Source organism: Modestobacter roseus, from assembly GCF_007994135.1.
GTDB classification, from domain to species: domain Bacteria; phylum Actinomycetota; class Actinomycetes; order Mycobacteriales; family Geodermatophilaceae; genus Modestobacter; species Modestobacter roseus.
Genome location: NZ_VLKF01000001.1, coordinates 3,102,177 through 3,124,726, shown reverse-complemented (window position 1 = coordinate 3,124,726; position 22,550 = coordinate 3,102,177). Strand labels below are relative to the sequence as shown.

The window sequence follows — 22,550 nt, the reverse complement described above, 5'->3', positions numbered from 1 at the left end:
CGATCCGAATCACACCGGTGTGGTTTTCCACAGATTCTGTGGACAGCGGGGTCGTCGGGGCGAGTCGACTTGGGGACAACACGCCGTGACGGGTGTGTCACGCGTTGTCTCTGTCCACTTGTGCCCAGGACGGACCGGTCCGCCTGTTCGTTTCACCCATCGCTTCTGTCCCACAGGTCCCCTTACTGTCAGTGCCAGCACATGAGCGTTCTGTTCGCCGGTGGGGAAGCCGGTGGCCGCGAAGATGTGCTGATACCGGAGATGATCGACGTGACCATGCCCCAGCGCGCACCGCTCCAGCAGACCTCCCGCCCGGGTGTCCCGGCGCCGCGACCGATGGGCCGGCCGATGTCCGCCGCCGCCATGTCGCGTCCGGTCCCGGCCGCCCACCCGGCCGCCGCGCCGGTCGGCCGCCCCGGCGCCGTCCCGGCCCCCCGCGCCGCGGTCGCCTTCCTGACCGTCGCCGAGGTCGCCGCTCTCATGCGCGTCTCGAAGATGACCGTCTACCGCCTCGTGCACGGCGGCGAGCTCTCCGCCGTCCGCGTCGGCCGCTCCTTCCGGGTGCCCGAGCGCGCCGTGCACGACTACCTGCGCGACGCCTACACCGACATCGCCTGACGAAGGACCGCCTCGCCCCCCTCGCACGCTCGGGGGTCCCTGCGAGGCGGCCGTTCCACCCGGTCACCTGCTCAGGGCGTGTCCCTGCGAGGCGGCCGTCCCGGAACGGCACCAGGTAGTCTCGGGCGCTGAGCGGTGCCACCCCCGCACGGGGGTGGCCCGCGCTGGAGCTGAACACCTCGCACGGTGCCCGGACAAGGAACCGCGTGACCACCCGGTCACCGCCCCCGGCGCCGCGTGACCACGACGTCGGGAGCAGGACATGGGTTCGGTCATCAAGAAGCGCCGCAAGCGGATGGCGAAGAAGAAGCACCGCAAGCTGCTCAAGAAGACCCGCGTGCAGCGCCGCAACAAGAAGTGAGCTGACGCTCGTGCCGCCCGCGGTCGTCCTCGTCACCGGTGTGAGCCGGTGGCTGGGCGGCGCGCTGGCGGCCGAGCTCGCAGCCGACCCGGGCATCGACCGGGTCATCGGGGTGGACACCGTCCCCCCGGCCCCCGAGGTGCTCCGTCGCCTCGGGCGGACCGAGTTCGTCCGCGCCGACATCCGCAACCCGTTGATCGGGAAGGTGATCGAGTCGGCCGCGGTGGACACCGTGGTCCACATGAACATCAGCGCGACCCCGGCCAGCGCCGGTGGGCGGGTGTCGATGAAGGAGCTCAACGTCATCGGCTCCATGCAGCTGCTGGCCGCCTGCCAGCGGTCGCCGCGGGTGCGCCGGCTGGTGCTCAAGTCCACCAGCGCGGTCTACGGGGCCAGCCCCCGCGACCCGGCGGTGTTCTCCGAGACGATGCAGGCGCGGCGGGTCCCCGGTGGGGGCTTCGCCAAGGACAGCCTGGACATCGAGGGCTACGTCCGGTCCTTCGCCCGGCGCCGCCCCGACGTGGGCGTGGCCGTGCTGCGGTTCACGAACCTCATCGGCCCCCGCATCGACTCCCTGCTGTCCGGGTTCTTCCGGATGCCGGTGATCCCCACCGCCCTCGGCTACGACGCCCGGGTGCAGCTCCTCCACGAGGACGACGCCGTGGCGGTGCTGGCCCGCGCGGCCACCGGCGACTTCGTCGGCACGGTCAACGTCGGCGCCCAGGGCACCGTGCTGCTCTCCCAGGCCATCCGCCGGCTGGGCCGGGTGCAGCTGCCGCTGCCCGAGGCCGCGATGGGGTCGCTCGGCCGGCTCACCCGTCGCCCCGGACTCGTCGACTGGTCCCCGGAGCAGATGCGCTTCCTCAACTTCGGCCGGGTCGTCGACACCCGCGTGCTGCGCGAGGACTTCGGGTACTCGCCGCACTACACGACCGCCGAGGCGCTGGCCGACTACGGCCGCACCCTCCCCCCGGTGGTGGACCCCCAGCTGGTGGCGGGGGTGACCGGCGGGGTGCGCACGGCCGTGGGCCGGCTCGCCGGTGGGCTGACCACCGCCTCCAGCCTGTGCACCCCGCGCCGGCGTCCCGCGCCGTCGGTGCCCGGCCTGCGGGCGGTGCACGATGCCTGAGGCCCAGGTCATCCCACTCCGCCCCGACGACGAGCCCCTCCCGCCGCCCGCCGCGCAGCCCGGCTGGGACGCGGAGGTCGCTGCCGGCCTGGACTTCCTGCGGCGCCGGCTGACCGGCGAGTACGACACCGACGAGTTCGGCTTCGACCCCGACCTGACCGACCACCTGTTCCTCCCGCTGCTGCGGCCGTGGTTCGAGCGCTGGTTCCGGGTCGAGGTGCAGGGGCTGGAGAACGTGCCGGACACCGGCGGCGCGCTGGTGGTCGCCAACCACTCCGGCACCGTCCCGGTCGACGCGCTGATGGAGACCGTCGCGCTGCGCGACCACCATCCGGCCGGACGTCGGCTGCGTCTGCTCGGCGCCGACCTCGTCTTCCAGGTGCCGTTCATCGGCGCGCTGGCGCGCAAGCTCGGCACGACGCTGGCGTGCAACGAGGACGCCGAGCGGCTGCTGTCGGCCGGGGAGCTGGTGGGCGTCTTCCCCGAGGGCTTCAAGGGCGTGGGCAAGCCGTTCAGCGAGCGGTACACGCTGCAGCGGTTCGGCCGTGGCGGGTTCGTCAGCGCCGCGCTGCGCACCGGGGTGCCGATCGTGCCGTGCGCGATCGTCGGCGCCGAGGAGATCTACCCGATGCTCGGCAACGCGAAGGCCGCCGCCCGGCTGCTCGGGCTGCCCTACTTCCCGATCACGCCGACCTTCCCGCTGCTGGGGCCGCTGGGCGCGGTGCCGCTGCCGTCGAAGTGGTTCATCGCCTTCGGCGAGCCGATCGAGACCGCGTCCTACGGACCGGCCGCCGCCGACGACCCGATGATCGTCTTCAACCTCACCGACCAGGTGCGGGAGACGATCCAGCACTCCATCTACCGGCTCCTCCTGCAGCGCCGCAGCGTCTTCAGCTGAGCGCCGGCCGCACCACCCGCCGACGAACACGGGACGTCGGCCCCGCGGTGCATCCGAACGGGGTGGCCGACGCGAAGACCGTTCGTGGTGGACGTCGAGGAGCACGGTCTGGGCTGGGTGCTGGAGCCGCTGCTGGGCGCCGGCCTGTCCGCGGACCAGGCCAGTGACCTGGTGTTCCGGTTGGCCTTCGACGCGGTGGTGGACGACGTGCGCGGCGTCCGCGTGTCGGCACCGGGCGCTCTCGCCGACCAGCCCTGCGCCGTGCGGACGGCCTGGGAGCAGACGCTGCTGCGGATGATGCTCGTCGACCCGCTGCGCCAGGACGGCGCGGGCGGCGGACTGGCGACCGCCGGCGGCTAGAACGGCCAGCGGTTGCGGCGCCGGAGTGCGACCAGCCCGCCGACCACGCCGCCGGAGACCGCTGCCGCGCCGACCGTGGGGACGCCGATCTTGGCCGCCTTCCGCCCGGTGCGGAAGTCCTTGATCGTCCAGCCGCGGGAGCGGGCGATGGCGCGCAGCTCCGAGTCGGGGTTCACCGCGACCGCCGTGCCGACCAGGCTGAGCATCGGCAGGTCGTTGCTGGAGTCGCTGTAGGCGGTGCAACGGGTCAGGTCGAGGCCCTCGCGTTCGGCCAGCACCCGCACCGCCTGAGCCTTGGCGTCGCCGTGCATCAGCTCACCGACCAGTCGCCCGGTGAACCGGTCGTCGACCACCTCCGCCACCGTGCCCAGCGCGCCGGTGAGCCCGAGCCGGTGGGCGATGATCGAGGCGAGCTCCACCGGGGTGGCGGTGACCAGCCAGACCCGCTGCCCCGCGTCCAGGTGCTGCTGGGCGAGCAGCCGGGTGCCCGACCAGATCCGGTCGGCCATCAGCTCGTCGTAGATCTCCTCGCTGGCCTGCTTGATCTCCTCGACCGGCCGGCCCGCGACGAAGGCGAGCGCGTTGTCCCGGACGGTGTGCATGTCGATGCTGCTCTCGCTGCCCGCGATCCGGAACTTCGCCTGCTGCCAGATGAAGGAGGCCACGTCGCGGCTGGTGAAGTACTTGCGGGCGGCCAGACCGCGGGCGAACCAGAACAGCGAGGCGCCCATCATCATCGTGTTGTCGACGTCGAAGAACGCCGCGCCCGTCGGGTCCGGGTGCGGGACCGGCGCCGGTGTCGTCTCGGCGGCCTCGGCGGACGCGGTGCCGGCGACGAGCGCGCGGGTCTCCTCGTCGGCCAGCCCGCCGGGGAGGCGCGCACCCCGCCCGCGGAAGGGAACTCGCACGACGGGTCACCTCCCGGTCGGGGTTGCACTGGGCACCCGACCCTAGCGAGCCGGACCGCTCAGTCGGCGGCAGGTCGGCAGTCGAGCGAGATCACCGGCGGCAGGCACACCCGCAGGCCCGGGACGACGGGCGGCAGCTCGACGACCACCCGCGGCCGGGACGGCGTCGCGGTGGCGGCCGGCGCCGGGGCGGCCGGCTCGGGCCGGACGGCGGGAGCAGGCGGCGGGGCCGGAGCAGGGGTCGGTGCCGGCGCGGGGGCTGCTGCCCCGGCCTCGGCCGGGGCGGGCGGCGGTGTGGATGTCGCCCCGGAGGCGACCGGTGGCGCGACGCGGCCCGGCGCCGCGGGCTCGGTGTCCGACCCGGTCGGGGAGGGCGAGGGTGCACCGCCCGCGGACTCCTGCGCCGTCGCCGCGCCGGCCGGGCACGGTGCGGGGAGCGGGCCGAGCTCGTCGCCGGCCGCGACCGCCGGCCCGCCGGGGCAGTCGAGGGCGGTGCCCAGTGCGTCGGCGCGGTCGGCGACGGCGGCGACCAGCTCGCGGGAGCTGTCCAGTGCCCCGTCGGCGCCGGGCGGGACGTCGTCGGCGAGCGCGTCCAGCCCGGCGCGCTGCCCGGCGGTCCAGCTGGTGAGCGCGCGCAACGCGGCCGCGTCGTCGTCGGCGACCGCGCGGGCGGTGAGCCAGGCGGCGCCGTCGGTGGTCTGCCGGTCCATGGTGCGCAACGTCTCGACCACGGGTGCGCCGTTGCCGGCGGCGGCCAGCTCGTTGAGCTCCCCGAGCCGGGCGCTGGCGAACGCCAGCAGCGTCGCCCCCCGGCTGCTGTCGCCGGCGAGCACCAGCTGGGTCGCCTCGCCGCCGCGCTTGACCTGGTAGAGCAGGTCGCCGGGGGCGGCGCCCTGGGCGGCGGCCAGCAGGCCCCCGAGCGCACCGACGGTGAGGGTGGCGCCGGCCAGGCCGGCGGTGATCCGGCCCCGCCAGGGGGAGGCGCCCGCGCGCCGGGAGCCCCACCGTCGCGTCACGGGCTCCCGCACGGCGGCCATCGCGACCAGCCGGGTCCGGGTCGTCGCGCGGAACACCGGGTCGGGCCGGGCGGCGTGCTCCGCCGGCAGCCCCTCCAGCCGGGCGAGCACCAGGTCCTCCGGGGTGAAGGGCAGGGCCTTGGGGGGCGGGCCGGCGGTACGGCGGACGGCGCCCGTCGCGTCGTCCTGCTGCACCGTCACCGTCGCCCTCCGCGGACCTCCCGGGTCGCGCTCCGCCGATCGGTGCGCCGTCCCCACCCAGGCAACGACCGGGCCGGGCCCGGCGTTACGCAGCGCGGCCGCACGGTCACAGGGGTCACCGCAGTCCCGGGGGCACCAACGCGGCGAGCCGGCGGACCGCGCGGTGCTGCAGCGCCTTGATCGCGCCGTCCTTCCGGCCCATCGCGGCCGCGGTCTCGGCGACGCTGAGGTCCTGGAGGAAGCGCAGTTCCAGGCACTCTCGCTGGTCGGCGGAGAGCTGCTGCATGCAGGCGACGAGCTCGGCGTCCGTGAGCCGCTGCACGACCGTGTCCTCCGGGCTCCCGGTCGCCCGGTCCGCGGTGCGCATGTCCGCGGTGGTGACCTCCAGCCGGTGGCGGCTGCTCTTCACGTGGTCGAGCACGATGTTGCGGGCGATCGTGACCAGCCAGGCACCCACGTCGCGGCCCTGGAAGGTGAGCGAGTCGATCCGGCGCAGCGCGCGGACGAAGGTCTCGCTGGTGAAGTCCTCCGCGGTCGCCCGGTCGCCCACCCGGAGCAGCAGGAAGCGGTAGACCACGTCGACGTACCGGTCGTAGAGCAGGCCGAACCCCTCGGCGTCGCCCTGCTGCGCCCGGCGGACGAACTCCCAGACCTCGTCCGGGTCCGCGTGCGGGCCGGCGGGCGCGGACCCGCTGTCCTCGACGGGGGGCGCCGGCGCCTCGCCGACGACGACCGGAGGGCCGCCCGCCAGGGGCGGCTCGGGCCGGGGGCGGGGACCGACCGGCGGCGCGGCCCGGCGCCGGGCAGCGCGCTGACGGGCGCGGACGGGTGGGCGCGGGTCATGCCGTGCAGCTCCTCCACCCCTGGTCCGGCCGGCTCGCCCGGCGTGGCACGACCCGCTGCGGGCGGCTCACCGGGATGACACCATCGTGCCCCGATGGCGTCGTCGCCGCCGGTCGGGGGCGGTGCGTGGGTCCAGGGAGGTCCGTGTGACAGGAGAGGGCGCCCCGGTGGCGTCGACCGCGCCGGTGGGGTCCCTGGCCGCGCTGGTGCGACGCGCGGCCGCCACCTCGGGCGGATCCCCGGCGCTGGTGCACGGGGACCGCCGGCTGACCTGGGCGGAGCTCGACGCGCTCGTCGACCGGGCCGCCGCCGGCTACCGCGCCCGGGGCCTGGCCACCGGCGACCGGGTGGCGGTGCAGCTGCGCAACGGCGTCGACTGGGTCGTCGCGGTCACCGGCGCGCTGCGGGCCGGGCTGGTCGTCGTCCCGGTCAACACCGCCTACACCGACCCCGAGGTGTCGCACCTGCTCACCGACTCCGGCGCGCGGCTGCTGGTGGCCACCGCCGAGCGGCCGGAGCTGGCCGGGGTGCCGGTGCTGGCCGGGCCGCCGGACGACGACGGCCCGGCTCCCGACGACCCCGAGGACCCGGCCGCGCTGGCGCTGCTCGCCTACACCAGCGGCTCCACCGGCCGGCCGCGGGGCGCGATGCTCACCCACGCAGCGCTGCTGGCCAACCAGCGGCAGTGCCTGGCCCTGGACCCGCCGCCGGTGCGCGCCGGTGACCGGGTGCTGGTCGCGCTCCCGCTCTTCCACGTCTACGGCTTCACCAGCGCCTGGGGGCTGGCCGCCGCCACCGGCGCCTGCGCCGTCCTGGTCGAGGAGTTCGACCCGCTGGCCACCCTCCGGCTGATGGCCGAGGAGGAGGTCACCACCGTCCCGGCGGCACCACCGATGTACGCGGCCTGGCTGGCGGCCGCGGACGCCGCCGGCTCCGACGCCGTCCTCCGCCGGGCCTTCGCCGCCGTCCGCACGGCCAGCTCCGGGTCCGCGCCGCTGGCGGCGGCGGTGCTCACCGCGATGCGGGACCGGGCCGCGGTCACCGTCTGGGAGGGCTACGGGCTCACCGAGGCCGGGCCCGTGCTGGCCAGCACGCTGGTCACCGGCCGGCCGGTGCCCCGGCGCATCGGCGGACCGCTGCCGGGGATCGAGCTGCGGCTGCGGGACACCGCGGGTGGCCCGACGGCCGGTGACGACCCCTCGGACGACCGGCTGGAGGACGAGCAGGAGGAGGCCGGGGAGATCTGCGCCCGCGGCCCCAACCTGTTCAGCGGCTACTGGCCCGACGGCGCCGACGGCCCGGACGCGCAGGGCTGGCTGCTCACCGGCGACATCGCCTACCGCGACGTCGACGGCGACCTGGTGCTGGTCGACCGCCGGCGCGACCTGGTGCTGGTCAACGGGTTCAACGTCTACCCGGGCGAGGTCGAGCGGGTGCTCGACGCGCACCCGGGGGTCGCCCGGAGCGCGGTCATCGGGCTGCCCGACCCGCGGACCGGGGAGGCGGTGCACGCCGTCGTGGTGGCCGCGCCGGGTGCCGAGGTCGACGAGGCGGAGCTGCGCGCGCACGCCGCGGCGTCGCTGGCGCGGTTCAAGGTGCCGGTCGCGGTGCACGTCGTGCCCGAGCTGCCGCAGTCGCTGACCGGCAAGGTGAGCCGCGCCCGGCTGCGGGAGCTGGGGATGGAACGAGCGGCCCGCGCCGCCCTCTGGGAGGAACCCGGTGACTGAGCCGACACCGCGCCTGCAGCTGCTCACCCGGACCGGGTGCCACCTGTGCGCCGTGGCCGAGGAGACGCTCACCCGCATCGGTGCGGAGGCCGGTCTGACGCCGGTGCTGGTCGACGTCGACGGCGACGAGGAGCTGCGCGCCGAGTACGGTGACCGCGTCCCGGTGGTGCTGCTCGACGGCCGGGAGCACAGCTACTTCACCGTCGACGTGGTGCGGCTGCGGCGCGACCTCGGCACCGGCTGAGCCACCGGCCGCACCCGACCGGGTGGCGCACGGCGTGGCATCCGCCACAGCGGGCGCCCGTGACCTGCGCGAACGGGGTCGACGACTTTGTTCACGGCTTCACAAGCGGTTACCGTGAGGTGGCCGGGCGCTGACGCGCCCAGGTCCTACACGTGCCGTAGCCCCACGTGCCCGTGCCCCGAGTCCCCCGAACGTCCGGTCCCGTCCGGGTCGCGTTCGGATCGCTGGAGAGTCTGCCCGTGACCCAGTCGCGGCCCCGGAACATCCCGGAGGCCACCGTCGCCCGGCTGGCCGTGTACCTGCGGGTGCTGGCCGGTCTCGCCGACGACGGTCGCAGCCATGTCTCCTCCGGCGAGCTGGCCTCCGCCGCCGGGGTCAACCCCGCCGGCCTCCGCAAGGACCTCTCGCACCTGGGGCCCTGCGGCGTGCGGGGGGTCGGCTACTCGGTGGCCGGTCTGCGCGCACGTCTCTCCGAGGCTCTCGGCGGCGAGCGGTCCCGGCCGTGCGTGCTCGTCGGGCTCGGCCGCCTCGGCTCGGCGCTGGCCGACTACACCGGCTTCGCCAGCCGCGGCTTCACCTTCGTCGGCCTGCTGGACAGCGACCCCGCCACGGTGGGGACCCGGGTGGGCGGCTGCACGGTCCGCCCGGTGGAGGAGCTCGAGGCGGTGGTGCGAGCCACCGCCGCCACGATCGGCGTCATCACGACACCGGCCGAGGTGGCGCAGTCGGTCTGCGACCGGCTCGTCGCGGCCGGGGTGAGGAGCATCTTGAACTTCGCGCCGGTGGCGTTGTCCGTCCCCGCGGGCGTCGACGTCCGCAAGGTCGACCTGTCCGTCGAGCTGCAGGTGCTGGCCTTCCTGGACCAGCAGCGCGCCCAGGTGCCCGCGCCGGCAGCCGCACTGCGCACCGCGGGGAGCCTGGGATGAGCCTGCTCGCCGTCGGGATCAGCCACCAGACCGCGCCGGTCGCCCTGCTCGAGCAGGTCAGCATGAGCGGCGACGACACGGTCAAGACGCTGCACGAGCTCCTCGACAGCGACCACGTCAGCGAGGCCATGGTGCTGGCCACCTGCAACCGGATCGAGGTCTTCGCCGAGGTCGACCGCTTCCACGGCGGCGTCACCGACGTCAGCCGGGTGCTCGCCCGGCACGCCGGCGCCACGGTCGAGGAGCTCTCGCCCTACGTCACCGTCTACTACGAGGACCAGGCGATCGGGCACCTGTGCACGGTCGCCGCGGGCCTGGACTCGATGGTCGTGGGGGAGACGCAGGTGCTCGGGCAGCTGCGCGCCGCCTACGCGCTGGCCCAGGAGCAGGGCACGGTCGGGCGCGAGCTGCACCCGATCGCCCAGCGCGCGCTGCGGGTGGGCAAGCGGGTGCACGCCGAGACCGGCATCGACCGGGCCGGCGCCTCGCTGGTGTCGGTCGCGCTGGACCGGGTGACCGACCTGATCGGTGACCTGACCGGCCGCCCGGTGCTCGTCGTCGGCGCGGGCTCGATGGGCGCGCTGGCCGCGACCACGCTGGCCCGCCGCGGCGCCGCGGTCACCGTCAGCAGCCGCACCCCGGCCAGCGCCGCGCGCCTGGCCGAGACGATCGGCGGCCGGCAGGCCGACCTGGACCAGCTGCCCGTGGAGCTGGCCGCCGCCGACGTGCTGGTCACCTGCACTGGCGCCACCGGCACGGTGATCGGCGAGGAGCTGGTCGCCGGCGCGATGAGCGGCCGGGGTGACCGGCGCCTGGTCGTCGTCGACCTGGCGCTGCCCCGCGACGTCGAGGCCACCGTCGCCGGCCTGCCCGGCGTGCACGTGGTCGACCTGGCGATGCTGCAGGGGGAGCGGGCCGCCCACCCGGGGCAGCCGGTGGCCGGGTCGGTCGCCGCCGACGACATCGCCGCCGCCCACGCGCTCGTCGAGCTGGAGACCTCGCTGCTGCGTGCCGAGCGGCAGGCCGCCGCCGTGGCGCCCACCGTCTCCGCGCTGCGCAGCCAGGCCGCCGACGTCGTCGACGCCGAGCTGCTGCGGCTGTCCACCCGGCTGCCCGACCTGGACGCCAAGGCCCGCAGCGAGATCGCCCGCACCGTGCGCCGCGTCGTCGACAAGCTGCTGCACGAGCCGACCGTCCGGGTGAAGGAGCTGGCCTCCGCTCCCGGCGGCACCGACTACGCCGACGCGCTGCGCGCGCTGTTCGGCCTGGGCCTGTCCGGCGCCACCGACGGCGACCGGGCCACCCTCTCCGACGCGGTCACCGTCGACCCGCAGCTCCCGGCCGGCACCCCGCTGTCGGCGCTGGACCCGCGGATCGAGGCCGCCCGCGAGGGGCGCGCCGGGGGTGCCCCGTGACCGCCGCCGCGCCGCTGCGGCTGGGCACCCGCGCCAGCCAGCTCGCCCTCACCCAGTCCTCGCACGTCGCCGACGCGCTGACCGCGGCCACCGGCGTGCCGGTCGAGCTGGTGCACGTGAGCACCTACGGCGACCGCTCGATGGAGGCGATCACCCAGCTCGGCGGCACCGGCGTCTTCGTCGCGGCGCTGCGCGAGGCGCTGCTGCGCGGTGAGGTCGACCTCGCGGTGCACAGCTACAAGGACCTGCCCACCGCGCCCGCCCCGGGGCTGACGCTCGCCGCCGTCCCGCCCCGCGAGGACGCCCGGGACGCGCTCGTCGCCCGGGACGGGCTCACCCTCGGTGAGCTGCCCGCCGGCGCCCGCGTGGGCACCGGCGCTCCCCGGCGGATGGCGCAGCTGCGCGCGCTCGGCCTCGGCCTGGACGTGGTGCCGATCCGCGGCAACGTGGACACCCGGATGGCCCGCGCCCTCGGGCCGGACGCCGACCTGGACGCCGTCGTGCTGGCCCGCGCCGGGCTGGCCCGGATCGACCGGCTGGCCGCGGTGACCGAGGTGCTCGACCCGCTCCAGGTGCTGCCCGCGCCGGCCCAGGGCGCGCTCGCCGTCGAGTGCCGCACCGAGGACTCCCGGGTGCGCGAGCTGCTCGCCGTCCTGGAGGACCCGGCCACCCGCGCCTGCGTCGCCGCCGAGCGCGCCGTGCTCGCCGCGCTGGAGGCCGGCTGCAGCGCGCCCGTGGCGGCCTCCGCCGAGCTGGCCGAGGACGAGCACGGCGCGGCCGAGCTCTACCTGCGCGCCTCGGTGACCGCGATCGACGGCAGCGACGGCATCCGCGGCTCGCTCACCGGCCCGGCCGTCGAGGCCGAGGCGCTGGGCCGCCAGCTGGCCGCCGAACTGCTCGACCGCGGCGCCGCCGCGCTGATGGCGACACCCCGGTGACGCGCCATCCCGAGCGGGTGCCCACCCGCTCCTCCGACCCCGTACCACCCGCAGCGACCCCCTCCGGGGGCAGGAACAGGAGCACGCGATGACGCGCTCACGCAAGCAGAACGGCAGCAGCAAGGGCACCGTGGTGTTCGTCGGTGCCGGCCCCGGTGACCCGGAGCTGCTGACCGCCCGGGCGAGCGCAGCGCTCGCCGGCGCCGACACGGTGCTGGTCGACCCCGACGTCTCCGCCGCCGTCACCGAGGCGGTGCGCGAGGCGTACCCGGACCTCGAGCTGACCCCGGTGAGCGGTGAGCCGGCCGACGTGGCCAAGGGCGCCGTCGCCGCGGCCAAGAGCGGCAACGTGGTGGTCCGGCTGGTCGCCGGTGACCCGTTCACCAGTGACGCCGTGGTCAAGGAGGCGCTCGCGGTCACCCGTACCAGCGTCCCGTTCGACGTCGTCCCCGGCGTCGCGGTGAGCACCGCGGTGCCCGGCTACGCCGGCGTCCCGCTGGGTGGCACCTCGGTGACCGCCGACGTGCGCCCGGGCGCCGAGGCCCCGGCCGACCTGGCCGCGCTGGCCGCCGCCGCCTCGGGCACCGGGGCCGCGCTGGTGCTGCAGGCCTCCGCCGAGCAGCTGCCGACCCTGGCCGCCGGCCTGGTCGAGGGCGGCCTCTCCGGCGCCACGCCGGTCCTGGTCACCACCGGGGGCAGCGGCACCGCGCAGAAGAGCATCGCCGGCAAGCTGGCGGCCGTGGCGGAGAAGTCCGCCGGGCTCGACGCGCTCACCGGCCCGGTCGTGGTGACCGTCGGCTCCGCCGTGGACAAGCGCGGCAAGCTCGGCTGGTGGGAGAGCCGCCCGCTGTTCGGCTGGCGCGTGCTGGTGCCCCGCACCAAGGAGCAGGCCGGCGAGATGAGCGAGCGGCTGCGCGCCTACGGCGCCGTCCCGGTCGAGGTGCCGACCATCGCCGTCGAGCCGCCGCGCAGCCCCGCGCAGATGGACCGCGCGGTCAAGGGCCTGGTCACCGGCCGCTACGGCTGGATCGTGTTCACCTCCACCAACGCCGTGCGCGCGGTGCGGGAGAAGTTCGTGGAGCTGGGCCTGGACGCCCGGGCCTTCGCCGGCGTCAAGGTCGCCTGCGTCGGTGAGCAGACCGCCCAGGCGGTGCGCGACTTCGGCATCGTGCCGGAGCTGGTGCCCACCGGCGAGCAGTCCAGCGAGGGCCTGCTGGCCGACTTCCCGCCCTACGACGACGTCTTCGACCCGATCGACCGGGTGCTGCTGCCCCGCGCCGACATCGCGACCGAGACCCTGGCCGCGGGCCTGGTCGAGCGTGGCTGGGAGATCGACGACGTCACCGCCTACCGGACCGTCCGGGCGGCGCCGCCGGCGGCCGCGGTGCGCGAGGCGATCAAGGGTGGCGGCTTCGACGCGGTCTGCTTCACCTCCTCCAGCACCGTGCGCAACCTGGTCGGCATCGCCGGCAAGCCGCACGCCAAGACCGTCGTCGCGGTGATCGGCCCGGCCACCGCCGCCAGCGCCACCGAGTTCGGCCTGCGGGTCGACGTCCAGCCCGAGACCGCGGCCGTCGGCCCGCTGGTCGACGCGCTGGCCGAGTTCGCGCAGGCCCGCCGGGCCGAGGCCGAGGGCGAGAAGTGACCGACCCCGACGTACGCCGGGCCGGCGCTCACCCCGGGTTCGCCCGGGGGCGCCGGCTCCGCTCCACCCCGGCGATGCGGCGGTGGACCGCGCAGACCCGGCTGGCCCCGGCCGACCTGGTGCTGCCCGTCTTCGTCAAGGAGGGCATCGCCGAGCCGCAGCCGATCAGCTCGATGCCCGGTGTCGTCCAGCACACCCAGGACTCGCTGCGGCAGGCCGCGCACGAGGCCGCCGAGGCGGGCATCAGCGGGCTGATGCTCTTCGGCATCCCCGCCGACAAGGACCCGGTCGGGTCGCAGGCCGACGCGGCCGACGGCGTGGTCAACCGTGCCCTGCAGCACCTGCGCGCCGACCTCGGCGACGAGCTGGTGCTGATGGCCGACCTCTGCCTCTGCGAGTACACCGACCACGGGCACTGCGGCGTCGTGACACCCGCCGGCGTCGTGGACAACGACCCCACGCTGGACCGGTACGCCGCCGTGGCGATCGCCCAGGCCCAGGCCGGGGCGCACGTGATCGCGCCCAGCGGGATGATGGACGGCCAGGTCGCGGCCATCCGCGCCGGGCTGGACAGCGCCGCGTACACCGAGACGCCGATCCTCGCCTACGCGGCGAAGTACGCCTCCGGCTTCTACGGCCCCTTCCGTGAGGCCGCCGAGGGCGCGCCGCAGTTCGGCGACCGCTCGACCTACCAGATGGACCCGCCGAACGCCGACGAGGCGCTGCGCGAGGTCGCGCAGGACCTCGCCGAGGGCGCGGACGCCGTCATGGTCAAGCCGGCGCTGCCCTACCTGGACATCGTCGCCCGGGTCGCCGACGCCGTCGACGTCCCGGTGGCCGCTTACCAGGTCAGCGGTGAGTACGCGATGGTCGAGGCGGCCGCCGCGAACGGCTGGGTCGACCGGCAGCGGGCCGTGCTGGAGACGCTGACCGCGATCCGCCGGGCCGGCGCGGGGTCGGTGCTCACCTACTGGGCGGTCGAGGCCGCCCGCTGGCTGCGGTAAGCGGAACCCCGATGACCGACCCCGAGCCCCCGGCCGACGCGACCTACGTCGAGCCCGGGGGGTCGTGGCGGCTGTTCTGGCTGGCCGCCGCCGTGCTGGGCGCGCTGCTGGTGCTCGCCGCACTGCTGCCGGGCCTGTCGGCCGGGGTGGTCGCCGTGGTCGCCGGCCTCGTGCTGGGGGTGCTGGCCGCCGGCACGCTGTCGGCCCGCCGGGCCTGGACCGTGCGGGTCGGCGGTCGCGGCTCCGACGCCGCGCTGAGCGTCGGCCGGGAGCGGATCCCGCTGGCCGACGTCGACGCCGACCACCTGCGCGCCGTCCAGGCCGGGACGGCGGGGGTGGACGCCGGCGCCCCCGTGCTGGGCGGTGGCTGGTCGCTGCCGCGGGGCCGCACCGGGCTGCCGCTGCGGCGTACCGACGGCGGCACCGTGCTCGTCCCGACCCGCGCGCCGCGGGCTGTGACCGTCGCCATCCTGGCCGGGCACCCCGGGGGCGGCGCTCCCACAGATCCGCCTGGGAGAGTGGAGCCGTGACCGAGCCCTACCCGTACGAGGCGCCGGCGTCGGCGCAGTTGTTCGACCGGGCCCGGCAGGTGACGCCGGGCGGGGTCAACTCCCCGGTGCGCGCCTTCCGCGCCGTCGGTGGCACCCCCCGGTTCATGGCCTCGGGCTCCGGCCCCTGGCTCACCGACGCCGACGGCCGCCGCTACGTCGACCTGGTGGCCTCCTGGGGGCCGATGATCCTGGGGCACGCGCACCCCGAGGTGGTCGCCGCCGTCACCGCCGCGGCCCGCAACGGCTTCACCTTCGGCACGCCCACCGCGGCCGAGGCCGAGCTGGCCGAGGAGATCGCCGGCCGCGTCGACCCGGTCGAGCGGGTGCGGCTGGTCAACTCCGGCACCGAGGCGGTGCTCTCGGCGCTCCGGCTGGCCCGCGGGTACACCGGGCGGCCGCTGGTGGTGAAGTTCGCCGGCTGCTACCACGGCCACGTCGACGCGCTGCTGGCCTCCGCCGGCTCCGGCGTCGCCACCCTGCTGCACGCCTCCGGCTCCGACGTCGCCCGGCTCGGCCTGCCCGACACCCCGGGCGTCACCACCGGGGCCGCGGCCGACACGATCGTGCTGCCCTACAACGACGTCGCCGCGGTCGAGGCCGTCTTCGCCGAGCGCGGTGACCAGATCGCGTGCGTGGTCACCGAGGCGGCGCCGGGCAACATGGGCGTCGTCCCGCCGCTGGACGGCTTCAACGCCGAGCTGCGCCGGATCACCGCCGCGCACGGCGCGCTGCTGCTCGTCGACGAGGTGATGACCGGCTTCCGGGTGTCCCGCGCCGGCTGGTACGGCCTCGACCCGGTCGACGCCGACCTGTTCACCTTCGGCAAGGTCATGGGCGGCGGCATGCCGGCCGCGGCGTTCGGCGGCCGCGCCGAGGTGATGGAGCAGCTCGCCCCGTCCGGGCCGGTGTACCAGGCGGGCACGCTGGCCGGGAACCCGGTCGCCGTCGCCGCCGGGCTCACCACGCTGCGGCTGTGCACCGACGAGGTCTACGCGCGCTGCGACGAGGTCGCCGCCACGCTGCGCGGCGCCGCCAGCGCGGCGCTGTTCGCCGCCGGCGTGCCGCACCGGGTGCAGCAGGCCGGGTCGATGTTCTCGGTGTTCTTCGTCCCCGACGAGCGGCAGGTGCGCGACTACGCCGACGCCCGCACCCAGGACGTCGCGGCGCACACCGCCTTCTTCCACGCGATGCTCGCCCGCGGGGTGTACCTGCCGCCGTCGGCGTTCGAGGCGTGGTTCGTCAGCGCCGCGCTGGACGACGAGGCCGTCGAGCACGTGCTCGCCGCCCTGCCCGCCGCCGCCTCGGCCGCCGCGGCCGCTGCCGGGGGACCGGCGCCGTCCGCCGTCTCCACCGACGCCCAGGAGCTGCAGCCGTGAGCGAAGACCAGCGTGAGCATCGCAGCGAGGAACGAGCGAGGAGCGGAGCGCTGGGCGGGAGCGAACCGTTGAACAGCGTGAGCCAGACGACCGTCCACCTGATGCGGCACGGCGAGGTGCACAACCCGGCGGGCGTGCTCTACGGCCGGCTGCCCGGCTACCGGCTGTCGGTCACCGGTGAGGCGATGGCGCTGGCGGGCGCCGAGTGGTTCGCCGACAAGGGCGTCACGCACCTGGTGGCCAGCCCGCTGGAGCGGGCGCAGCAGACCGCGCAGCCGATCAGCGATGCGCTGGGGCTGGAGATCCACACCGACGACCGGATCATCGAGGCCGGCAACGCGTTCGAGGGCAAGACCTTCGGGGTCGGCGACGGCGCGCTGCGCCGGCCGGCCAACTGGTGGCTGATGCGCAACCCCTTCCGGCCGTCCTGGGGCGAGCCGTACGTGGAGATCGCCGCCCGCATGCTGGCCGCGGTCGAGACCGCCCGGGACGCTGCCCGCGGCTCGGCCGCGGTGCTGGTCAGCCACCAGCTGCCGATCTGGACGGTGCGGCTGCACGTGGAGGGTCGCCGGTACGTGCACGACCCGCGCCGACGGGAGTGCGGCCTGGCCAGCGTCACCTCCCTCAGCTACGACGGCGACCGGCTGGTGGGCATCTCCTACGCCGAGCCGGCCGGCGCCACCGACCCGGACGAGGTGCCCGGTGCGTAGCAGCCTGGCGGCCGCGCTCGCGCTGGCCGGCGTCCTGCTGGCCGGGTGCACGAGCGGCGAGAGCGCCGTGGACGTGAACAACGGCGGGGAGTTCCGCTACGTGGCGAGCACCCCGGCCGGCGAGGTCATCCCCGAGGGGGAGCGGGAGAGCGCGCCGGAGTTCTCCGGCACCCTGCTCGACGGTGGGGACTTCGACTCCACCGAGCTGGCCGGCGACGTCGCGGTGCTCAACTTCTGGGGGTCCTGGTGCCCGCCGTGCCGGGTGGAGACCCCGCAGTTTCAGGAGGTCTACGACGAGGTGCGCGACGACGGCGTCCAGTTCCTCGGCCTCAACGTCAAGGAAACCGATCAGCAGTTCGCCGACGCTTTCGTGGCGACGAAGGGCATCACCTTCCCCTCGCTCTACGACCCGCGGGGCGAGGTCGCGCTGGCCTTCCGCGACTACCCGGCCAACGCCATCCCCTCGACGATCGTCCTCGACCGCGAGAACCGGGTCGCGGCGGTGTACACCGGTGAGGTGCGCCAGGACGACCTGCGCACGGTGCTGGCGCAGCTGACCGGGGAGGCCTGAGGTGGGCGACGGGGTGCAGGGCCTGGTCGCCGACGGCCCGCTGCTGGTCGCGGCGCTGGTGTCCGCGCTCGCCGGGCTGATCAGCTTCGCCTCCCCCTGCGTGCTGCCGCTGGTGCCCGGCTACCTCTCCTACGTCACCGGCCTGGTCGGCACCGGCACCGGCACCCGCGCCACGGCTCCGGCCACCGGGAGCGGCGTGGCGACGGCGGTGCGGCAGGAGACCACCGAGCGGGCGCCGCGCCGGCGCATGGTGCTCGGCGCCGTCCTGTTCGTGCTCGGCTTCACCGTGGTCTTCGTGGCGCTGAGCAGCGCCTTCGGCGGTATGGGTCGGCTGCTGCTGCAGTACAACGACATCATCACCCGGGTGATGGGCGTGGTCACCATCGCCGTCGGGCTCGGCTTCCTCGGCTGGCTGCCGTTCCTGCAGCGCACCGCCCGGCTGAACGCCCGCCCGGCCGCCGGGCTGGCCGGGGCACCGCTGCTCGGTGTCGTCTTCGGCCTCGGCTGGACCCCGTGCCTGGGCCCCACCCTGTCGGCGGTGCAGAACCTCGCCTTCCAGGAGGCGACCGCCGGCCGCGGTGCACTGCTGGGCCTGGCCTACTGCCTGGGGCTGGGCGTGCCGTTCGTGCTGGTCGCGCTCGGCGCGCGCTGGGCGGTCGGCACCATGTCCTTCCTGAAGACCCACGCCCGCGCGGTGACCCGTTTCGGCGGCGCCGTCCTGGTGCTCGTCGGGCTGCTGCTGGTCACCGGCGCGTGGACCGAGATGATGCGCTGGCTGCAGGGCTGGCTGGCCGCCACCGGCCTCGCGGAGAGCGCGCCGCTGTGACCACCACCGCCCAGCCGCGCGCGGCTGCCGCCCCGGCCCCGCCGCCCCGCCCTCGGCCGGGCGCCGGCTGGCCAACCGCCTGCTCCGCTGGTGGCGACAGCTCACCGCCATGCGCACCGCGCTGATCCTGCTGTTCCTGCTCGCCCTGGCCGCCATCCCCGGGTCGTTGCTGCCGCAGCGGTCGCTGTCGCAGACCAACGTCAACCAGTACTTCGTCGACCACCCGACCCTCGCGCCGTGGCTGGACCGGCTGTTCCTGTTCGACGTGTTCAGCTCGCCGTGGTTCGCCGCGATCTACCTGCTGCTGTTCATCTCGCTGATCGGCTGCGTGTTCCCGCGGGCGGTCGAGCACGGCCGCACGCTGTTCACCCCGCCGCCCACGGCACCCCGGCACCTGCACCGGCTGCCGGAGTCGGCCACGCTGCCCACCCCGCTGGCCGCACCCGCGGCGCTGGACGTGGTGGAGGAGGAGCTGCGGGTCCGCCGGTTCCGGGTGGTCCGCCGCGACGGGAAGGCCGGTCCGGAGCTGTCGGCGGAGAAGGGGTACCTGCGCGAGACCGGCAACGTGCTGTTCCACCTCTCCCTGCTGGCGCTGCTGCTCGGCCTGGCCGGCGGGAAGCTGTGGGGCTACGAGGGCAGCATCCTGGTCACCGAGGGCTCCGGGTTCTGCAACACCGTCCAGCAGTACGACACCTACTCGGCCGGCCCGCTGGTCGACAACGGCGAGATGTCGGACCTCTGCGTGGACCTGGCCGACTTCTCCGCCACCTACGAGGAGAACGGCACTGCGGCCTCCTACACCGCCGACATCACCTACGGCCCGGCCGGCGGGGGTGCCGACCAGGAGACGACGATCGGGGTCAACGACCCGCTGCGCACCGACGGCGACCGGGTGTACGTGACCGGCCACGGCTACAGCCCGTGCTTCACCGTGGCGGTGCCCGGCGCCGAGCCGATCACCGACGCCTGCGCTCCGTTCCTCCCCACCGATCAGGCCGTCATGGGCAGCGAGGGCGTGCTCAAGCTCCCCGACCTCGGGGCCGGCATCACCGAGCAGCTGGCGATCCAGGGCTTCTTCGCCCCCACCGGTGTCGTGCAGGGCGGCATCCTCTCCTCGGCCGACCCGCGCCCGCTCGACCCGCAGGTCGCGGTCTTCGTCTACTCCGGTTACCTGGGGCTGGACTCGGGGCTGCCGCAGTCGGTCTACACGCTCGACCAGCGGCTGATCGACCAGGACCGGCTCACCGAGGTCGGCCGGGCCAACCTGGCGGTCGGGGAGTCGACGACGCTGCCGGACGGCACCGTGGTCACCTTCAGCAGCTACCGGCAGTTCGCCGCCCTGCAGCTGTCCCACGACCCCGGCCAGATCTGGGTGCTCGGCGCCGCGATCGCGGTCCTCGTCGGGCTGCTCGGCATGCTGCTGGTGCGCCGCGAGCGGGTCTTCGCCCGGGTCGGCCCGGCGGCCGACGGCGGGGGTACGGTGCTGTCGATCGGCTCGCTGACGCGGGGCAGCGCCGACACCGGCCCCCGGTTCGCCGAGCTGACCGACGACGTCACGCGCGCGCTGGCCGCGACCGCACCGGCACCGCCCCCGTCACCCGAGAGAGAGGCACCGCCGTCGTGATCGACGAGTCGCTCGCCGCGCTGTCCGACACGCTCTTCTCCGTCACCGTGGGCCTGTACTCGCTCGCCGTGGTGGCGTTCTGCGCCGAGCTGGCCTTCGGCCGGCCCGCCCGTGCCCGTGCGCTCGTCGCGGCCGGCCACGCACCGGCCGAGCCCATCGGCACCCCGGCCGGTGCGGACGACGCGCCGGAGACCGGCCGGGCCCGCCGGCTGGGCCTGGCCGGGATGGTCCTCACCGTCGCCGGCGCGTTGACCCACGCCGGGGTGCTGGTCACCCGGGGGATGGCCGCCGACCGGCTGCCCTGGGGCAACATGTACGAGTTCTCCACCGCGGTGGTGCTCGTGGCGGTCATCGCCTACGCGGTGCTGGCCGTGCGCACGCCGTCCCTGCGGCACATCGGCGTCTTCGTGCTGGCCCCGGTCGTCCTCTCGCTGGTGCTGATCGGGCTGTTCCTCTACGTGGAGACCGGTCCGCTGGTGGCCGCGCTGCGCTCCAGCTGGCTGGCGGTGCACGTGAGCACCGCGACGCTGGGCTTCGGCATCTTCTTCGTCAGCGGGATCGCCAGCATCCTGTACCTGGTCCGCAGTCGCCGCGAGTCCCGCGCGGCGGCGGGGGAGGTCCTGGCGCCGTCCCTGCTGGACCGGCTGCCCACGGCGGCGGCGCTCGACCGCACCGCGCACCGCACGGCCGTCTTCGGCTTCCCGATCTGGACGTTCGCGGTCATCGCCGGTGCGATCTGGGCGGAGAGCGCCTGGGGCCGCTTCTGGGGCTGGGACCCCAAGGAGACCTGGGCGTTCATCGCCTGGGTGGTCTACGCCGCCTACCTGCACGCCCGGACGACGTCCGGCTGGCGCGGTCGCCCCGCCGCCTGGATCAACATCGTCGGCCTGGTCGTGATGATCTTCAACCTGCTGTTCGTCAACCTGGTGTCCACCGGGCTGCACAGCTACGGCGGCGTCAACTGACCCTCCGGTCACCCAGGGTCACGATCGGGTGAATGGCACACCGGGTGGGTCGGTGGCGACTCGCGGCCAGGTGCGCGTTCGTGCCATCCTCGGCGCATGACTGAACCCGGTGGAGTTCACTGTGGGTAGGCACCTGGCGGCTGAGGGCGCGTCCGTGCACCCGCTCGTCGCCGCGGCGCTGCAGCAGCGGCCCGAGCCGTCCGGCCCCCGGCACGCCGCCGGCTCCGGTGGGCTCGGCTGGCCGGGCGACCCGGCCGACGGCACCGGCCTCGGCTGGCCCGGCGACCTGGACGTCGACGGCGGCACCGACCGTGCTGAGGTCCCGGCGGAGGAGCACGCCACCCCGCGCCGGACCGGCTGGCGCCGGCTCTTCGGCGGCTCTCGCACCGCCGCCTGAACAAGGACCCCGCTGCCCCCACCACTCGCTGGCTCGCGGTGGGACCCGGCAGCGGGGCCGGGAACGACGCGAGCCGTCAGCCTCCGGGGAGGCTGACGGCTCGCGTCGTCTGCGGGCGGCGGTTCAGCTCAGGCTGCCGTCGTCCCGCTTGGCCCGGCGCTCGAGCTCCCGGAGGAACTCCGGGTCGTCGTCGGGCGCCACCGGCCGGGTCGGGCGCTGGGCCTTCGGCGGCCGTGGCGGCCGGGGTCCGGCACCGGGCCGCCCGATCCCACCCGAGCCGCCGGGACCCCCGCCCTGAGCCGCGGCAGCCCGCATCACGAGCACGACCACCGCGGCAGCGATCACCAGCATCACCAGGAAGACCATCGGTCCACCCCCCTCGTCAGCACCCAATGTACGACCGCGCCGATACTGGGACCCGGTGATCTCGCGCGGAGCGTGCGAGGCGCACAGACCGGGCACAGCGGCTCCACAGGGACGCCGGGTGCGACCACGGCAGGACCGGAGGGGCGTCATCGACGCGGTGGACGAGCAGCTGATCGCGCTGCTGGGGGCGAACGGGCGGGCCAGCTACGCCGAGCTCGCCCGGCAGGTGGGCCTCTCGGCGCCCTCCGTGCACGAACGGGTGGGCAAGCTGGAGGCCGCCGGGGTGATCACCGGGTACCGCGCGGAGGTCGACCCGGCCGCGGTGGGCCTGGGCGTCACCGCGCTGGTGGGCGTGATCGAGAGCGACCAGGTGGACGACGTCGGTCTGGAGGAGGCGCTCGCCGCGCTCACCCCGGTCGAGGACTGCTGGCGGGTGGCCGGCAGCGAGGGCTACGTGCTCAAGGTGCGGGTGCCCGACATCCCGGCGCTGGAGGACACCATCAGTGCCATCAACCGGATCCGGGGCGTGGCCCGCACCCGGACCACGGTGGTTCTTTCAACGAAGTGGGAGGGACGTCGTGGCTGACGACGCGCAGGCACCGGTGACCCCCGTGGGGCCGGTCGGACCGACCGGTGGACCAGCGGAGCCGCCGCCGCTGGTGCCGTGGCTGCTGGCCTACACCGCGGCCCGGCTGGCGATCGTGGCCGGCCTGATCGCGCTGATCTGGGTGCTGGGGCTGCCCGGCTTCCCGGCGCTGCTGATCGGGCTGCTGCTGGGCATGCCGGTGGCCTACCTGGCGCTGCGCCCGATGCGCGACCGGCTCACCGAGGCGATCGCGGGGCGCAGCGTGCGCAAGCAGCAGATCCGGGCCCAGCTGCGCGGCGAGGACGACGCCGTCAGCTGAGGGCCCCGTCAGCTGACGGCGAGTTC

The 22,550-nt window shown here is 75.5% G+C and carries 26 protein-coding genes; 22 read left to right on the top strand and 4 right to left on the bottom strand.

The features are described from left to right. Positions 1-201 precede the first annotated feature (201 nt). The 5 genes from JD78_RS22970 (at position 202) to JD78_RS14810 (ending at position 3,366) form a co-directional block, all read left to right on the top strand. The gene (locus JD78_RS22970) at positions 202-618 is read left to right on the top strand and encodes a helix-turn-helix domain-containing protein (protein WP_228395036.1); all 417 of its coding nucleotides are present in this window, start codon (positions 202-204) and stop codon (positions 616-618) included. Positions 619-880: 262 nt separating this feature from the next. Then, complete coding sequence (locus JD78_RS14825; RefSeq protein WP_012854759.1) at positions 881-979, top strand: 30S ribosomal protein bS22; 99 nt, start codon at positions 881-883, stop codon at positions 977-979. A 10-nt stretch (positions 980-989) separates the two neighbouring features. After that, positions 990-2,108 (top strand): NAD-dependent epimerase/dehydratase family protein, encoded by a 1,119-nt coding sequence (locus JD78_RS14820; protein WP_153358726.1) that lies wholly within the window; start codon positions 990-992, stop codon positions 2,106-2,108. Beyond that, positions 2,101-3,006: a lysophospholipid acyltransferase family protein gene (locus JD78_RS14815; protein ID WP_153358728.1), complete on the top strand. Its 906-nt coding sequence runs from the start codon at positions 2,101-2,103 to the stop codon at positions 3,004-3,006. Before JD78_RS14820 ends, JD78_RS14815 begins: the two co-directional genes overlap by 8 nt. A gap of 84 nt (positions 3,007-3,090) precedes the next feature. Then, positions 3,091-3,366: a hypothetical protein gene (locus JD78_RS14810; RefSeq protein WP_153358730.1), complete on the top strand. Its 276-nt coding sequence runs from the start codon at positions 3,091-3,093 to the stop codon at positions 3,364-3,366. On the opposite strand, the gene JD78_RS14805 is transcribed toward JD78_RS14810, so the two are convergent. From JD78_RS14805 to JD78_RS14795, 3 genes are all read right to left on the bottom strand, one after another. Then, positions 3,363-4,274, bottom strand: a complete 912-nt coding sequence (locus JD78_RS14805) for an HAD family hydrolase (RefSeq protein WP_153358732.1) — start codon at positions 4,272-4,274, stop codon at positions 3,363-3,365. The genes JD78_RS14810 and JD78_RS14805 overlap by 4 nt on opposite strands. A 59-nt stretch (positions 4,275-4,333) precedes the next feature. After that, positions 4,334-5,491, bottom strand: coding sequence for a DUF5667 domain-containing protein (locus tag JD78_RS14800; protein ID WP_153358734.1), 1,158 nt, complete (start codon positions 5,489-5,491; stop codon positions 4,334-4,336). Positions 5,492-5,606: 115 nt separating this feature from the next. Next, the gene (locus JD78_RS14795) at positions 5,607-6,242 is read right to left on the bottom strand and encodes a sigma-70 family RNA polymerase sigma factor (protein WP_166521471.1); all 636 of its coding nucleotides are present in this window, start codon (positions 6,240-6,242) and stop codon (positions 5,607-5,609) included. 259 nt (positions 6,243-6,501) lie between these two features. Here JD78_RS14795 and JD78_RS14790 point away from each other — a divergent pair, with 259 nt between their 5' ends. The 15 genes from JD78_RS14790 to JD78_RS14720 all read left to right on the top strand — a co-directional run bounded on the left by JD78_RS14790 (position 6,502) and on the right by JD78_RS14720 (position 21,253). Beyond that, on the top strand, positions 6,502-8,061 hold the full coding sequence (locus JD78_RS14790) for an AMP-binding protein (RefSeq protein WP_166521210.1): 1,560 nt from the start codon (positions 6,502-6,504) through the stop codon (positions 8,059-8,061). Further along, positions 8,054-8,305, top strand: a complete 252-nt coding sequence (locus JD78_RS14785; protein WP_153358740.1) for a glutaredoxin family protein — start codon at positions 8,054-8,056, stop codon at positions 8,303-8,305. Before JD78_RS14790 ends, JD78_RS14785 begins: the two co-directional genes overlap by 8 nt. 239 nt (positions 8,306-8,544) lie before the next feature. After that, positions 8,545-9,231 carry a redox-sensing transcriptional repressor Rex gene (locus JD78_RS14780; RefSeq protein WP_153358742.1) on the top strand — a complete coding sequence of 229 codons (687 nt, stop codon included), beginning with the start codon at positions 8,545-8,547 and terminating at the stop codon, positions 9,229-9,231. After that, positions 9,228-10,646 carry a glutamyl-tRNA reductase gene (locus JD78_RS14775; RefSeq protein ID WP_153358744.1) on the top strand — a complete coding sequence of 473 codons (1,419 nt, stop codon included), beginning with the start codon at positions 9,228-9,230 and terminating at the stop codon, positions 10,644-10,646. Before JD78_RS14780 ends, JD78_RS14775 begins: the two co-directional genes overlap by 4 nt. Beyond that, on the top strand, positions 10,643-11,584 hold the full coding sequence (hemC, locus tag JD78_RS14770) for a hydroxymethylbilane synthase (protein ID WP_153358746.1): 942 nt from the start codon (positions 10,643-10,645) through the stop codon (positions 11,582-11,584). The genes JD78_RS14775 and hemC overlap by 4 nt, the downstream gene beginning before the upstream one ends. Positions 11,585-11,672: 88 nt before the next feature. After that, a complete protein-coding gene (locus tag JD78_RS14765; protein WP_153358748.1) occupies positions 11,673-13,229 on the top strand; it encodes a bifunctional uroporphyrinogen-III C-methyltransferase/uroporphyrinogen-III synthase in 1,557 nt (518 codons plus the stop codon). After that, positions 13,226-14,233, top strand: coding sequence for a porphobilinogen synthase (gene hemB, locus JD78_RS14760; protein ID WP_153358750.1), 1,008 nt, complete (start codon positions 13,226-13,228; stop codon positions 14,231-14,233). The genes JD78_RS14765 and hemB overlap by 4 nt, the downstream gene beginning before the upstream one ends. Positions 14,234-14,244: 11 nt before the next feature. Next, positions 14,245-14,763 carry a hypothetical protein gene (locus JD78_RS14755; protein WP_153358752.1) on the top strand — a complete coding sequence of 173 codons (519 nt, stop codon included), beginning with the start codon at positions 14,245-14,247 and terminating at the stop codon, positions 14,761-14,763. Then, entirely contained in the window at positions 14,760-16,160 is a 1,401-nt protein-coding gene (gene hemL, locus JD78_RS14750; RefSeq protein WP_153358753.1) for a glutamate-1-semialdehyde 2,1-aminomutase, read from the top strand. Before JD78_RS14755 ends, hemL begins: the two co-directional genes overlap by 4 nt. Positions 16,161-16,237: 77 nt before the next feature. Next, positions 16,238-16,870: a histidine phosphatase family protein gene (locus JD78_RS14745; RefSeq protein ID WP_228395037.1), complete on the top strand. Its 633-nt coding sequence runs from the start codon at positions 16,238-16,240 to the stop codon at positions 16,868-16,870. Continuing rightward, on the top strand, positions 16,863-17,441 hold the full coding sequence (locus JD78_RS14740) for a TlpA family protein disulfide reductase (RefSeq protein ID WP_153358755.1): 579 nt from the start codon (positions 16,863-16,865) through the stop codon (positions 17,439-17,441). Before JD78_RS14745 ends, JD78_RS14740 begins: the two co-directional genes overlap by 8 nt. 1 nt (position 17,442) lies before the next feature. Continuing rightward, entirely contained in the window at positions 17,443-18,267 is an 825-nt protein-coding gene (locus JD78_RS14735) for a cytochrome c biogenesis CcdA family protein (protein ID WP_153358757.1), read from the top strand. A gap of 109 nt (positions 18,268-18,376) precedes the next feature. Beyond that, on the top strand, positions 18,377-19,891 hold the full coding sequence (resB, locus tag JD78_RS14730; RefSeq protein ID WP_243731053.1) for a cytochrome c biogenesis protein ResB: 1,515 nt from the start codon (positions 18,377-18,379) through the stop codon (positions 19,889-19,891). Beyond that, positions 19,888-20,856, top strand: coding sequence for a c-type cytochrome biogenesis protein CcsB (gene ccsB / locus JD78_RS14725; protein WP_166521209.1), 969 nt, complete (start codon positions 19,888-19,890; stop codon positions 20,854-20,856). Before resB ends, ccsB begins: the two co-directional genes overlap by 4 nt. A 154-nt stretch (positions 20,857-21,010) precedes the next feature. Then, a complete protein-coding gene (locus JD78_RS14720; RefSeq protein WP_153362598.1) occupies positions 21,011-21,253 on the top strand; it encodes a hypothetical protein in 243 nt (80 codons plus the stop codon). 123 nt (positions 21,254-21,376) lie between these two features. Here JD78_RS14720 and JD78_RS14715 read toward each other — a convergent pair whose 3' ends face one another. Beyond that, the gene (locus JD78_RS14715; protein WP_153362597.1) at positions 21,377-21,619 is read right to left on the bottom strand and encodes a hypothetical protein; all 243 of its coding nucleotides are present in this window, start codon (positions 21,617-21,619) and stop codon (positions 21,377-21,379) included. Positions 21,620-21,737: 118 nt separating this feature from the next. Between JD78_RS14715 and JD78_RS14710 the strand changes: the two genes are divergently transcribed. Together JD78_RS14710 and JD78_RS14705 are read left to right on the top strand one after the other, a co-directional pair. Then, entirely contained in the window at positions 21,738-22,205 is a 468-nt protein-coding gene (locus tag JD78_RS14710) for an Lrp/AsnC family transcriptional regulator (protein ID WP_228395473.1), read from the top strand. Next, complete coding sequence (locus tag JD78_RS14705) at positions 22,198-22,524, top strand: DUF4229 domain-containing protein (protein WP_243731052.1); 327 nt, start codon at positions 22,198-22,200, stop codon at positions 22,522-22,524. The genes JD78_RS14710 and JD78_RS14705 overlap by 8 nt, the downstream gene beginning before the upstream one ends. Positions 22,525-22,550: the final 26 nt, after the last annotated feature.

Bases quoted from the DNA above. Each gene is read 5' to 3' on its own strand.
- JD78_RS22970 (WP_228395036.1), top strand. From the start codon at position 202: ATGAGCGTTCTGTTCGCCGGTGGGGAAGCCGGTGGCCGCGAAGATGTG.
- JD78_RS14715 (WP_153362597.1), bottom strand. From the start codon at position 21,619: ATGGTCTTCCTGGTGATGCTGGTGATCGCTGCCGCGGTGGTCGTGCTC.
- resB (WP_243731053.1), top strand. From the start codon at position 18,377: ATGCGCACCGCGCTGATCCTGCTGTTCCTGCTCGCCCTGGCCGCCATC.
- JD78_RS14825 (WP_012854759.1), top strand. From the start codon at position 881: ATGGGTTCGGTCATCAAGAAGCGCCGCAAGCGGATGGCGAAGAAGAAG.
- JD78_RS14765 (WP_153358748.1), top strand. From the start codon at position 11,673: ATGACGCGCTCACGCAAGCAGAACGGCAGCAGCAAGGGCACCGTGGTG.
- JD78_RS14815 (WP_153358728.1), top strand. From the start codon at position 2,101: ATGCCTGAGGCCCAGGTCATCCCACTCCGCCCCGACGACGAGCCCCTC.
- JD78_RS14755 (WP_153358752.1), top strand. From the start codon at position 14,245: ATGACCGACCCCGAGCCCCCGGCCGACGCGACCTACGTCGAGCCCGGG.
- JD78_RS14775 (WP_153358744.1), top strand. From the start codon at position 9,228: ATGAGCCTGCTCGCCGTCGGGATCAGCCACCAGACCGCGCCGGTCGCC.